This window comes from Tangfeifania diversioriginum (genome assembly GCF_900141875.1).
Classification (GTDB): Bacteria; Bacteroidota; Bacteroidia; order Bacteroidales; family Prolixibacteraceae; genus Tangfeifania; species Tangfeifania diversioriginum.
The window spans coordinates 14,499-28,047 of record NZ_FQZE01000016.1 but is presented as its reverse complement, the minus strand read 5'-3'; the positions used below and the strand labels follow the sequence as shown (position 1 = coordinate 28,047).

12 protein-coding genes and 1 CRISPR repeat array are annotated in these 13,549 nt (G+C 41.9%); of the genes, 10 read left to right on the top strand and 2 right to left on the bottom strand.

Features of this window, described 5'->3' with window-relative positions:
• The 6 genes from cas2 (at position 1) to recO (ending at position 7,559) form a co-directional block, all read left to right on the top strand.
• Positions 1-291 carry a CRISPR-associated endonuclease Cas2 gene (gene cas2 / locus BUC07_RS11215; protein WP_073169416.1) on the top strand — a complete coding sequence of 97 codons (291 nt, stop codon included), beginning with the start codon at positions 1-3 and terminating at the stop codon, positions 289-291.
• A gap of 3 nt (positions 292-294) precedes the next feature.
• Positions 295-867, top strand: a complete 573-nt coding sequence (gene cas4, locus BUC07_RS11210; protein WP_073169414.1) for a CRISPR-associated protein Cas4 — start codon at positions 295-297, stop codon at positions 865-867.
• 194 nt (positions 868-1,061) lie between these two features.
• Positions 1,062-2,911: direct repeats of the CRISPR family, unit length 37 nt; unit sequence GTTCAGATTCCGATTCCAGCAAAACAAGGATTGAAAC.
• A gap of 145 nt (positions 2,912-3,056) precedes the next feature.
• Complete coding sequence (locus BUC07_RS11205; protein ID WP_073169411.1) at positions 3,057-3,797, top strand: DUF6398 domain-containing protein; 741 nt, start codon at positions 3,057-3,059, stop codon at positions 3,795-3,797.
• Positions 3,798-3,877: 80 nt separating this feature from the next.
• On the top strand, positions 3,878-4,468 hold the full coding sequence (locus BUC07_RS11200) for a non-canonical purine NTP diphosphatase (protein WP_073169409.1): 591 nt from the start codon (positions 3,878-3,880) through the stop codon (positions 4,466-4,468).
• A gap of 7 nt (positions 4,469-4,475) precedes the next feature.
• Positions 4,476-6,806 (top strand): type IX secretion system anionic LPS delivery protein PorZ, encoded by a 2,331-nt coding sequence (gene porZ, locus BUC07_RS11195; RefSeq protein ID WP_139279546.1) that lies wholly within the window; start codon positions 4,476-4,478, stop codon positions 6,804-6,806.
• Between the two features lie 24 nt (positions 6,807-6,830).
• On the top strand, positions 6,831-7,559 hold the full coding sequence (gene recO / locus BUC07_RS11190; RefSeq protein ID WP_073169405.1) for a DNA repair protein RecO: 729 nt from the start codon (positions 6,831-6,833) through the stop codon (positions 7,557-7,559).
• On the opposite strand, the gene amrB is transcribed toward recO, so the two are convergent.
• The gene (amrB, locus tag BUC07_RS11185) at positions 7,549-8,973 is read right to left on the bottom strand and encodes an AmmeMemoRadiSam system protein B (RefSeq protein ID WP_073169403.1); all 1,425 of its coding nucleotides are present in this window, start codon (positions 8,971-8,973) and stop codon (positions 7,549-7,551) included. The genes recO and amrB overlap by 11 nt on opposite strands.
• 225 nt (positions 8,974-9,198) lie before the next feature.
• Between amrB and BUC07_RS11180 the strand changes: the two genes are divergently transcribed.
• The 4 genes from BUC07_RS11180 (at position 9,199) to BUC07_RS11165 (ending at position 12,434) form a co-directional block, all read left to right on the top strand.
• On the top strand, positions 9,199-9,486 hold the full coding sequence (locus BUC07_RS11180; protein WP_073169402.1) for a hypothetical protein: 288 nt from the start codon (positions 9,199-9,201) through the stop codon (positions 9,484-9,486).
• Between the two features lie 169 nt (positions 9,487-9,655).
• Positions 9,656-10,156: an SPOR domain-containing protein gene (locus BUC07_RS11175; RefSeq protein WP_073169555.1), complete on the top strand. Its 501-nt coding sequence runs from the start codon at positions 9,656-9,658 to the stop codon at positions 10,154-10,156.
• Positions 10,157-10,348: 192 nt separating this feature from the next.
• Positions 10,349-10,801 (top strand): deoxycytidylate deaminase, encoded by a 453-nt coding sequence (locus BUC07_RS11170; RefSeq protein WP_073169400.1) that lies wholly within the window; start codon positions 10,349-10,351, stop codon positions 10,799-10,801.
• Positions 10,794-12,434, top strand: coding sequence for a S41 family peptidase (locus BUC07_RS11165; RefSeq protein ID WP_073169398.1), 1,641 nt, complete (start codon positions 10,794-10,796; stop codon positions 12,432-12,434). The genes BUC07_RS11170 and BUC07_RS11165 overlap by 8 nt, the downstream gene beginning before the upstream one ends.
• A 4-nt stretch (positions 12,435-12,438) precedes the next feature.
• On the opposite strand, the gene nadA is transcribed toward BUC07_RS11165, so the two are convergent.
• Positions 12,439-13,431 (bottom strand): quinolinate synthase NadA, encoded by a 993-nt coding sequence (nadA, locus tag BUC07_RS11160; protein WP_073169396.1) that lies wholly within the window; start codon positions 13,429-13,431, stop codon positions 12,439-12,441.
• Between the last annotated feature and the right edge of the window lie 118 nt (positions 13,432-13,549).

The window sequence follows — 13,549 nt, the reverse complement described above, 5'->3', positions numbered from 1 at the left end:
ATGATTGTTTGGGTAATTTACGACATTCAGAAAACAAAGCCCCGCACCAAAATTGCCAAAGCCTGCCAGCAGGCCGGGTTGTACCGCGTGCAAAAAAGCGTGTTCCTTGGCTCGCTCGACGAAAACCAAAAAGATACACTCCATTTGCAAATTGAAGAATGGATAGACACCGAAAACGATTCGGTTTATATTTTTCCGATGAGCAAAAACGAACTGAAACAATCGGCCCTGCTGGGGCAGGCTTTCGATAAAAAACTAATTACCGACGAGGTAAAAGCCCTTTTTTTCTGAGATATGGTTGTAACGCCTTCACATATTATCGAATACTTGTTTTGCCCGCGTTTTACCTGGTTTGAATACGTGTTGGCCATACCGCAATACGAAGGACGGCACTTTAAAGTAGAGAAAGGACGAAATGTTCATGATTTAAAACTGGCACAAAATAAAGAATACCTGCGCAAGCGGATTGGCGTAAAACAGAAATGGCTCGACCAGTATCTTACAAACGACTCGATAAGAGGAAAAGTTGATGAGGTTTTGTTGCTCGACGACGGCAGCATGGCACCCCTCGATTACAAATTTGCACAGTACAAAGAGAAAATTTATTCCACCTACAAAACCCAGCTTTATTGTTACGCCTGTCTGATAGAAGAAAATTTTGGGAATACAGTAAAAAAAGGATTTCTGGTTTATACCCGCAGTAATAACAAACTGGTTGAAATTGATATTTCGGATACCGATAAACAGGAAGTGAAAAGATGTATCAATGAAATAAATAAAATTGTTGAAGGAAATGTTTATCCCAAAGCTACCAAATACAAGAAACGTTGCTTAACTTGCACCTACCGGAATATTTGCACAAAATAGTGTATTCCGGGTTGTAATTTATTTATAATAGCACAGAAATGAATAATAAAAGTTTGATAACTAAAATTTTATGCTTTCGGAAATGGTCCAAAAAAAGCCAAAAAAAGTTCTTTGACATGTTGAAAAAAGGAAATATAATAGTAGATAAAAAACTTTTAGTAGATTTGTGTTCAGGAATTTACAGCGATTAACGCGTTCAGATTCCGATTCCAGCAAAACAAGGATTGAAACAGGCATCAACAATCCATTTCTTTTGTTCAATGTGCGTTCAGATTCCGATTCCAGCAAAACAAGGATTGAAACTTTGTTCCTTTAATGACCCTATCTCTTCTGAAAGTTGTTCAGATTCCGATTCCAGCAAAACAAGGATTGAAACCAAACTCGTCGTTCACCACGTGGTCGAGGTAGCCGGGTTCAGATTCCGATTCCAGCAAAACAAGGATTGAAACCAGTACCGAATCTGAATTTCTCTATCAGCTTAAAAAGTTCAGATTCCGATTCCAGCAAAACAAGGATTGAAACGATAATATTGTCAACATTCCTGCAACCCCTGTCCGGTTCAGATTCCGATTCCAGCAAAACAAGGATTGAAACATGACGTTGACGGAATTTTCATTCTGAAAACTGATGGTTCAGATTCCGATTCCAGCAAAACAAGGATTGAAACCCTGGCGAGCAGCTTGTAATAAACGCAACTGCAGTTGTTCAGATTCCGATTCCAGCAAAACAAGGATTGAAACAATCCTTTTGCATGGCTATAAGGTGGACATTGTGGGGTTCAGATTCCGATTCCAGCAAAACAAGGATTGAAACCCAAAGGTCAGGCAAACGCCTTCCCGCGGTTTAATGTTCAGATTCCGATTCCAGCAAAACAAGGATTGAAACGGGGATTCCCTGAAAGTTGCCTCAACAGATGTCGCCGTTCAGATTCCGATTCCAGCAAAACAAGGATTGAAACAAAATTACAGCACCCTGAACATTCGGGTAAAGTGTTGTTCAGATTCCGATTCCAGCAAAACAAGGATTGAAACAAACCCTTCAAATAGTTTTAAAGGTGAACTAAAATTCGTTCAGATTCCGATTCCAGCAAAACAAGGATTGAAACCCACTTCATAGCCCTTCACATTCCCCCAAAGCATCGTTCAGATTCCGATTCCAGCAAAACAAGGATTGAAACAAAGGAAACTGGAAGGTAAAAATAGGGGGCGACGACCGTTCAGATTCCGATTCCAGCAAAACAAGGATTGAAACACACCTATGGAATACAACTCCAAAACAATCCAAAGTTCAGATTCCGATTCCAGCAAAACAAGGATTGAAACTCGACGGCGATACCATGTTCCTTTCGCCCGACTGGGGTTCAGATTCCGATTCCAGCAAAACAAGGATTGAAACTTGAGAAAGCCGCGTGGAGCTAACACGCCATAAAGTTCAGATTCCGATTCCAGCAAAACAAGGATTGAAACATCTAACGATTGACTCCGAGCCCGCCCCCTCGGTGAGTTCAGATTCCGATTCCAGCAAAACAAGGATTGAAACTCGGTGCATTTGGTAACAAGCGCCTGCCGGTTTTGTTCAGATTCCGATTCCAGCAAAACAAGGATTGAAACGTTCCATGGCTTTTGTTTCGGCCATCATGAGCACGTTCAGATTCCGATTCCAGCAAAACAAGGATTGAAACTAGTTTTTTTTGCCAACACACAAAAAGAAATTACTAGTTCAGATTCCGATTCCAGCAAAACAAGGATTGAAACTACCCGACATTCAACCGCCAAAACAACGAGGACTTGGTTCAGATTCCGATTCCAGCAAAACAAGGATTGAAACACAAGAGTGCCGAAAAAGCATTCAATAAAGCCTGGCTTCAGATTCCGATTCCAGCAAAACAAGGATTGAAACTTCACCGCAATTCGTCGCTGGGTTATTACCTCGGCCTTCAGATTCCGATTCCAGCAAAACAAGGATTGAAACTCGACTGCAGGCTTTTCCCGGCTTTCAATATTTACCCTTCAGATTCCGATTCCAGCAAAACAAGGATTGAAACATCTGTACAGATGCGATTAATCGCGTCTCCCCGGAAATTAATTTTGTTTTCGTTAATTGTTATCTTGTGCCAATACTTTAAAACATTAATTTTAATGCCTTTCCGAAAAGACATAATTGCATTGGTAAAATAACAGTAAATTCAAATGGAGCAAAAAAACGAAGATGTAAAACAACTGGTTACCACCTATTGCAAAAACCACCTCGATGAGAACTATTTAAAAATATGCACGAAAGTGTTTACTGATTTGCTCAAAAAAGATAAACTCATTTTTAAAAGAGGCAAAACTGAAATTTGGTCTGCTGCTATTGTTTGGGCGGTTGGAGGAACAAATTTCCTGGGCGACAAATCGTTTGAACCCTACGCAACACTGAGTGATGTTTGCGGTTTTTTTAACGCCAATTCCTCGTCGGTTGGGCAGAAATCAGGAAAAATAAAAGAGATTATTGATATGAATATTTTCAATCCCGAATACAGGTTGCCCGGCTCTGAAGTTGGAGAATTCCTCGATTCGCTGACTATGACCGATGACGGGATAATCATTCCCGGCGATAGGCTGGATGATAATCCGCTTGATGATTCAGATACTATTGAAATAGAAGAAAATGCCTCGCCCGAATATTACCTGGTATTTTTCAAACCCGAAAGAAAAGTGGCAAGGGCACTTTATTATCAGCTCGAGTACCAGCTAAAACAATTTTTTGGAAAAGACGAAATATACATCAAATCTGGAATCACCGAAAACGGCTATTTCAGGTTTCTGTTTTTTGGATGGTGGGAAACCATGGAAAAAATTCAGGTGCATTGTGAAAATACAGATTTTTTCATTGCGGAGATTTATTACAGCGACGATGTTGAATCGCTGGAGGATACTGAAATAAAATAATCCGGGTTAAAAGTTTCACTAAAAATTTCCGGTTTAGCCCGCACCATCTTTTTCATTATTTTTACCCGAAATTCTGAATTATGACAAAACTGGTTTTTGCTACAAATAATCCGCATAAATTAAAAGAACTACAGGCTATTCTGGGCGATGAGTTTGAATTACTCGGCCTGAAAGATATTGGTTGCAACGAAGATATTCCGGAGGATCAGCCCTCACTTGAAGGAAATGCCCGGCAAAAAGCATTCTATGTTTACGATAAATTTGGGTATGACTGTTTTGCGGATGACACAGGCCTGGAGGTTGAAGCATTGAATAATGAACCCGGGGTATTTTCGGCAAGGTACGCTGGAGAGGAAAAAAATCCGCAGGCCAACATGGACAAGCTTTTGGAAAATATGGCCAAAATAAAATACCGCAAAGCACGTTTTAGAACCGTGATTTCGCTCGTTGTCAACGGAGATGAAATGCAGTTTGAAGGAATTGTGGAAGGTGAAATTACACGGCAAAAGCAAGGCGATTCAGGTTTTGGATACGACCCTGTTTTTTTGCCCGAAGGATTTACCAAAACATTTGCCGAAATGGATCTGGAACAGAAAAATAAAATCAGCCACAGGGGCAGGGCCGTTCAAAAACTGGTTGGCCACCTGAAAACAATAGAACCCAACAAGTAGAAAAGGAATGCGAAAACTCTTGCTTTCAATCGTTATTTTTTCAATTGTATTTCAATTGAACGCGCAGCGCCGGCAGGGCAGCTGGCAGGATTACCTTTCCTTTTCAAATGCTACCAAAATTGCGGTAGCCGGCTCAAAAATCTACTGCGCCACCGAAGGCGGGCTCTTCTATTACGACCGCGACGACAACAGCATCCAAAAATTTTCGGGGGTGAACGGATTGACCGATTTTGGCATTCAAACCATTGCATGGAACGAAAACAGCGAGGTGCTGGTAGTGGCTTATAAAAACAGTAATATCGATTTGATTACCGAGTCGGGCGTGGTTAACCTTTCCGATATCAAGCGCAAACAAATTACAGGAGATAAGAATATTTACAACATTTCCTTTTCTGAAGATGAAGCCTACCTTTCTTGCGGATTTGGTGTTGTGGTGTTAAACCTTGCAAGGCAGGAAGTAAAAGATACCTATTTTATTGGCGAAGGTGGTGCAATGATTCAGGTGAACGATGTGGAGGTGTTTGAACAAAATATTTATGCTGCCACAAACGAAGGCCTGTTAAAAGCTGATTTGACAAATCCCAATTTGCTCGACTACCGAAGCTGGAACAAGGTGGAAAACATACCAAATTTTAACGGAAGGTTTACCCATCTGGCCGTTCACGCCAGTGTATTGCTGGCCAATTACACTCCAGAAAATGTCAATCATAGTGAATTTTACCGCTTTAACGGAGAGGATTGGCAGCGCTATCTGCATGGTGTTTATTTTGCAGATGATGTAATGGTAAATCAGGGAATGCTGACCCTTTCCGGCCGATCAGAATTTTATGTTATTGACGAAAACTTATCTGTTGCTGCAAGAGTAAATTCTTACCGGTTAAGCGGAGAAGAAGTGTCGCCAATCAGGCCCCGGAGTGTGGGCGTGGCACAGGATGGTTCCTACTGGGTTGCCGACTATGAAAACGGGTTAATCAAAATAGCATCCGAAAATCATGAATCGGTTTTTCCAAACGGGCCAATGGATAACCGGATTTTTTCGCTCTACACCAACGATGGAGACTTGTGGGTAACTCCGGGCGGTCGAAGCGATTCATGGAGTAACATCTGGCAAACGCCCAGATTTCAGTTGTTTCGCGAAGGACAATGGAATTATTTCACTCCAAAAGATTATCCGGAGCTGGATGGTTTTTATGATATTGTGGATATAAAGGCAAATCCGGCAAATCCGGATCATATTTTTGTAGCCAGCTGGGGCGGCGGATTGCTCGAGTTTGAAAACGGGCAACTGGTAAACCGTTTTACTAACCAGAACAGCCCGCTTGAAACGGCCCTTCCAAATAATCCCAGTCAACCTTACGTGAGAATTGGCGGTATTGATTTCGACTCGGAAAGGAACTTGTGGATGACCAATTCCGAAGTGGCCAAAAATCTGGTAAAACTTACACCCTCAGGGGAATGGGAATCAATCACTCTGCCTGAAGTTGCCAACAACTTTAATATTGGCCAGGTTTTGGTTACCGATAACGACGATAAATGGATCCTTGTGCCCCGCGGACACGATGCCTACGTGGTGGACAAGTCGGGAACACAGAAAAAACGATTGCTTGTCACTTCCTATTTCAACAATGGCGTTTTTGAAGAATTTAAGCGGATGAACGATGTTTACTGCATTGCAGAGGATTTGGATGGAGCTATCTGGATTGGCACGTCTGTTGGCGTGGCTGTTTACAACAATCCCAACCGGATTTGGGATACAGAGGATTTTTATGCCATCCGTCCAAGTCTCGACCTGAACGACGGGCTTTTTCACCCACTGCTGGAAACCGAAACAGTTACAGCCATTGCTGTTGACGGTGCCAATCGAAAATGGCTGGGTACGCGTAATTCAGGAGTTTATCTTGTTTCAGAAAACGGCGAAAATGAAATCATGCATTTTACCACTGAAAATAGTCCGTTGTTTTCCAACAATATAATGGATATTGCCATCAACCAGGTTTCGGGCGAAGTGTTTATTGGCACCAGCGAAGGGTTAATTTCGTACCAGGGCGATGCTATTGCAGGGAAAAAAGCCTACGCCAATGTGTATGTGTATCCAAATCCTGTTCGGGAAACCTACGATGGCCCGGTTACCATTACCGGTTTGGTGGAAGACACCGACGTGAAAATTACCGATATCAGCGGGAACCTGGTTTACCAGGGAACTTCGCTGGGTGGCCAGGCGGTGTGGGATGGCAAAAACCTGAACGGTAACCGCGTAAAAACCGGCGTTTACCTTGTTTTTTGTAACGATGAATACGGCGAAGAAACCCATATCGAAAAATTACTTTTTATCAATTGACAACTTTAAATTTCAAATTGTCAAATGCTTGTCTCTACTGAAGGAATCATTCTGCATTATTTGAAATACGGTGAAAACGCTGTTATTGTAAATATTTATACAAAGGAATTTGGCCGGCAGGCTTATATGCTGAATATTTCACGCAGCAGAAAAGCAAAAGTCAAATCCAATATTTTACAGTCGCTTTTTCTGGTCGATTTGGTGGCCTACCAAAAATATTCCCGCGAAGTGCAGCGCATCAAAGAGATTAAAAACCAGCCCGTTTATCAGAATATTCCGTTTGATGTAACAAAATCGACACAAGCCATGTTCCTTGCCGAAATGCTTTCGAAAACCCTGCGTGAACAGGAGAGTGCCCCCGAAATGTTCAGTTTTATTCAAAACTCCCTGCTGTTTTTCGATTTGGCAGATGAGGGAATTGCCAATTTCCACCTCTGGTTTTTGTTCCGGCTTACTGAATACCTGGGATTTATGCCCGACACAAAAAAGACCGGCTTCGAAGGCTGGTTCGATATGCGCAGTGGAGCTGTGGTGCCATTTGAACCTTCTCACCCGTTTTTCTTTCACAAAGAGGCTACTGAAATGTTGGGAAGCCTGGCATCACTTAAAATTCAGGAAATAGGCAAATTAAAAATATCCCGGAATTTACGGGGCTACCTCACCTCGAAATTGGTGGAATACTACCAGTTGCATTTTGAACACCTGGGCAAAGTAAAATCGTTGAAGGTGTTGCACGAGATTTTCAGCCTCTGAAAATAAAAGCTTCGTACGTATAAATTTCAGCATCTTTCCAGCCGTCCCACCCCAGGCCGGCCTTGTCGCGCGCGCAATGGCCCAGAAATTCTTCGAGACTCCAACCGGTTTTTTTGGCTACCTGTGGAAGAAAGGTTCCCGAGTTCAGTCCTTTTTTAATATAAATGCCATGTTTTCCCAGTTCGATTTCATCTACCGATTCAATTTTTTGCAGTGGCGACAACACCGAAATTTCCAGTTCCATATCGGCGATTTCGTCGGGCTGAAGGTTTTTGAAACGGTGGTCGCAAGCTGCTGAAACGGCCATTCGCTGAATCAGGTCATTCAGGTTTTCTTCTTGTGCGAAATTACCGATGCAGCCACGCAGTTCACCATTTACATAAATACTCACAAAAACGCCTGCCTTGCTGTTTACTATTCCGTTGGTTTGAGGAGGTTCTGGTTTATCTCGTTTGCCGGTTTTCAGAAAATTAAGTATTGAATTTCTGGCCTTTTCGAGCAACTCTTTTTGGTCCTCTTCTGAAACCTGAAATGTCATATCTTTGGGGTAAACTGCCAGTGCCCAGTAACCCACAACACACGATTTGTCTCCGTAGGGTGCAGAATCACCGGAGTTGCTGTAGTCAATTTTTTTGTACTCCAGTTTTTTGTTTTGGGTTAAGTAAAGCAGCGTTAATACCGAGGTCCAGCCACAAAGTGAGGTAGCCAGATTATCAATGCGTTTTTTCTTATTTTCTTCAATAACCTGCAACAATTCCCGGGGGTTATTGGAGCAAATGGCTTCTGCGGTTTCCAAATCATTTTCAATGGCATCGTTGTATTCAGGATAATGCGAAAAATCGGTACTGATGACAAATAGGTTCTCTGGCGTGAAATAAGGAGCAAGTGCTTTTGCAATTTTTTCAGCGTCATCCGGGTTGTTTGTTCCCAAAACAATGGGAACCAGCAAAAAATCGTTTTTCAGTTGATATTGAAGAAGTGGAAGCTGCACTTCGAGGCTGTGTTCGTACTCATGGGCTTCGTTGTATTCGCGGAAAATTTCATCTGATTTTATCAGTTCACTTACCAGTTCAGTATCAACTTTTAATTCGCCCAATGGAGTTTCGTAGTTGCCGGTGCTGAAAACTGCTGCTCCGCCAAAAGTAACTTGATGGCTCGAGGCCAACACAAAGACCCTTTTAAAATATGCATCTTGCGAAATTTGGTTGAAAGCTGACGCAGCTGTTTTTCCGCTAAAAACATAACCGGCGTGGGGCGCAATAATGGCCCTTGGTCTTTGGTTGTTTGATTTTGGCCGGGCTACAGCAAAGAGTTCTTTCAGTTGGTTTTTTAAGGCGTTATTCGAGCCGGGATAAAATTTTCCGGCAAAAGCAGGGGCCCTGTTTTTTTTCTTCTGAAACGGAATGTGTTCCATGTTTTTTTACTTTTTATAATTGAGTTGATTCCTTTTATGGTTTTTTACGCACATTTTTCCAATTCGTTTGAAAACATTTTCCAGGAAGAAATACTCACCAAAGGAATTTGTAATTATTGACTTTTATTTTGACGAAGGTCAGTTGTGGATAAAAATTTTACACAAAATGCTGCTACCCATTCGTTTTTTTCCTTTAAATTGGATTGAATTTTAAAAATATTTGAGATGAAACCAAATAGGAAATGGCTTTTTTTGTTGTTTGTAATTGTGGTGGGAATTATGGCGACAGGCTGTGCTACACATTCACCCGAAGAGATTGCTGACCCTCCCGGTTTCCTTTACGGGCTGTTGCACGGGTTTATTATCTTTTTTAGTTTTATTATCAGCTTGTTTACTGATTATGAAATTTATGCGTTCCCCAATTCAGGTGGCTGGTATAACTTTGGCTTTTTGCTGGGCGTAATGTTCTTTTTTGGAGGCGGTGGCGCCGGGGCAAAAAAAAGAAGACGCTAATGCTGTTTCCTGCGGTTGCAAACAATTGCCTGTGCAAAACTTACTTCTTTTAAAACAATAAAAGGGGGTGGTTTTACGTATATTTGCCATGTGAATTTATAAACTATCTGAAAACCTGGGAGCTTTAATATTTCTTTGGTTTTGGCATGATAAAAAAATGAACAGAAAAATGAAAAAAATAGTATTTTTTGCATTGGTTGCAGCACTTGCATTAGGCGGTTGTAAATCGAAAAAACAGATGGCACAATCGCAATATACTTCTGACCCCACAGAACAATCAAAAGTGTTTACAGTTCCGGGTGACGATGAAGCCCGTAAGCAGCAGGAAACAGTTAAAGAGCCAGAAACAGCAGCTCCGGCTGAGCCTGAAAAGCCCATTGCGGTTAGGAAAGAACAGGTGAGTTTTACCTCGCAGGATGATAGAACAAATAACGAGAGCAACACATTTTTTGTAATTTTGGGTTCATTCAGCAACCTTAACAATGCTAAAAATTACCGCGAAGATTTATTAAATCAAGGCTTTACGCCAATTATTTTACACAGCGAAACAGGCTATTACCGCGTATGTGTAAATTCCTATCAGAATGAAACAGATGCCCGTAGCCGGGTAGCTCAAATACGTCAGACCTATCCGAAATATTCAGATGTCTGGCTGTTAATTAAAGATTAAGGCTTGTAAATCAAAAAAATGAAAAGTCGCTGTTGAGCGGCTTTTTTTTTGCTTTTTTTCAGCCTTGCTCTACACCGCTGTTTTTAAAATTTGCACCTCCCTGGAGTTTATCCTTTTTAAAATGAACATTTTGTAGAAAATGAGTATTACATTTGTAATCCATTTTTGAATAAAGTACTTATACTACACAATATGAACAACGATAAAAAAAAGCAAATGCTGCTCGATCAGCGTTACCTGAAAATGGCCATGATATGGTCACAGAATTCTTACTGTAAACGCCGCCAGGTGGGCGCATTGCTTGTAAAAGAAAAGATGATAATTTCTGACGGATATAACGGAACTCCGTCGGGTTTTGAAAATATTTGCGAAGATGAGAATAACCACACCAAACCGTACGTTTTACATGCCGAGGCCAATGCCATTACAAAAGTGGCCAAATCGAACAACAGCAGCGACGGTGCCACACTTTATGTTACTTCGTCGCCTTGCCTTGAATGTTCAAAACTTATAATTCAGGCCGGAATTAAACGCGTGGTTTTTACCGAGAGCTACCGGCTCGACGATGGCATAAATCTGTTGAAAAGAGCAAATGTTGAAGTGGAACAAGTGGAACTGGAAAAAATTAAAGGTGTAAATGAATAAGAAAACAATTATTATAATTCCCTTGCTGATTGCCGTTTCGGTAGCAGCAGGTATTCTCATTGGAAATTTACTGAAACAAAACAGCCAGCCTGCATTTAACCCCATGAGTTACGGCAATACCAACAAGCTGACTACAATACTCGAGTTAATTGATAAAGGCTATGTTGACAGCGTAAATACAAATGAAATTATCGAAAGTACTATTCCTGATATATTAAATGAACTCGACCCGCATACGGCCTATATTCCCGCTGAACGCATGCAGGAAGTGCGGGAAGAAATGCAGGGGAATTTTTCAGGTATCGGCGTTCAGTTTTCCATTCAGGAAGACACAGTGCGCGTTATTGAAGTAATTTCCGGAGGCCCTTCAAGCAAAGTGGGTATTTTGCCCGGCGACAGAATTGTGCGGGTAAACGATTCGCTGATTGCAGGAGTTGATGTGGAAACCAACACCGTAATGGAATTGCTGCGCGGCGAAAAGAGCTCGAAAGTTACTGTGGGTGTCATCAGAAAAGGTGCTGATGAAGAACTGGAATTTGAAATTACCCGCGACGATATCCCGCTGTTCAGTGTGGATGTGTCTTATATGATTAACCCGGAAACCGGATTCATTAAAGTGAGCCGTTTTGCAGAAACAACCTACGATGAGTTTATGAACGGCATGCAAAAACTAAACGGTGCCGGGGCCAAAAAAGTAATTGTCGATTTACGGCAGAACCCGGGCGGATCGCTGCAGGGAGTTTTAAAAATTGTGGATGAATTTCTCGATAAAGGAGAACCCATTCTTTATACCGAAGGAATTAATCAACCGCGAAAAACTTACAATGCATCAGGCAGAAATTCATTGTCGGATGTGGAAGTTTATGTTTTAATAGATGAATTTTCAGCTTCTGCCAGCGAAATTCTTGCAGGCGCACTGCAGGATAACGACCGCGGCATTGTTATTGGCCGCCGTTCGTTTGGCAAGGGGTTGGTGCAGGAACAAATCCCACTGATGGACGGTTCCGCACTCAGGCTCACAGTAGCCCGTTTTTATACGCCAAGCGGCAGGTGCATCCAAAAATCGTACGAAGAAGGAAACGAAGAATATTTCAATGATTTGTATGCCCGTTTTAGCCATCGGGAGCAGTTGGTGGCCGACAGTATTAACTTTAACGATTCGCTGAAATATACAACCAGTTCGGGGCGTACCGTTTATGGCGGCGGCGGAATAATGCCCGATATTTTTGTACCAATGGACACTACCGGCAATTCAGAATATTACAATAAAATTTACCGGAAAGGTTTGATTTACACCTTTGCATACGCCTATGCCGACAGGAACCGCGAAGCACTTTCACGGTTTTCTGAAGCCAGCGAGTTCGACAATTACCTGGCCAATCAAAATATCCTGAACGAGTTTGTGGAGTATGCAACAGAAAAGGGGATTCAGAAAGATGCTGCAGGGCTGAAAGAATCAGAAAGAATAATCAGTACGCAGTTGAAGGCCTATATTGCACGAAACATTATTGGAGAAGAAGGGTTTTATCCCATCATCAGCCAGATTGACAATACACTTTTGAAGGCCATTGAAATTGCAGAGAAAAATCTATTGGTTGAAAATCTGACCCAGCCGGATACGCCTGTTGAATAGTTTTTTATTTTGAAATATCGAGCATCCGTTGAATCGGAAGCCGTGCTTTTTCAATTACTTCGGTTGGCAAAGTAACTTCGGGCTGCTCGTGTTTCAGGCACACATACAATTTTTGAAGGCTGTTGAGCTTCATGTAGGTACAGTCGTTGCATTCGCAGGTTGAATCAACCGATGGTGCCGGGATGAAAATTTTATCGGGGCACTCCTTTTTCATTTGGTGCAGAATGCCGCTTTCGGTGGCCACAATAAACTTTTCGGCCGTGCTGCTTTTTACGTAATTTAAGAGCGAAGTGGTAGAACCAATATGTTTGGCCAGCAGCAGAACGGGCTTTTCGCATTCCGGATGTGCGATAAACTCCGCTTCCGGATACTTGTCCATCAGCTCAATTATTTTTTCCAGAGAATACTGTTCATGCACCATGCAGGCTCCGTCCCACAAAACCATGTTACGCCCGGTAATGCTGTTGATGTAATTTCCGAGGTTTTTATCAGGTGCAAAAATCAGCTTTTCGTCTTCCGGGAAACTTTCCACTATTTTTTTGGCATTGGCCGATGTGCAAACAATGTCGGACATGGTTTTAAGGGCTGCAGTAGCATTTACGTAGGTAATGACTTTATGCTCGGGGTACTTTGCCTTAAATTCGGCAAAGGCTTCTGCCGGGGCCGACTCGGCCAGTGAGCAGCTGGCTTTCAAATCGGGAAGAATCACTTTTTTCCCGGGATTGATAATTTTTGCAGTTTCGGCCATAAAATGCACGCCCACAAATACTATCATATCGGCATCGGTTTTTGCCGCAGCCTGTGCCAACCCAAGGCTATCGCCCACATAATCTGCTATATCCTGAAGTTCTCCTTCCACATAAAAATGACTGAGGATAACTGCATTTTTCTCTTTCTTTAAGCGATTGATTTCTTCCGTAAGTTTAATTTTCGGATCGATTGGTTCATCAATAAATCCTTTTTCCTCCAACATTTGATCAATCTGAAACTGTTCCATTATAAATCTCCTGAGTGTACTGTTAAACAGAGCGCAAAATTACTAAATCTTTTAAAAAAACACCTTTCAGTTTTTAATTGTTTGTTTTTGGAGCAAAAAAAAAGGCCGCCTCGGTTTT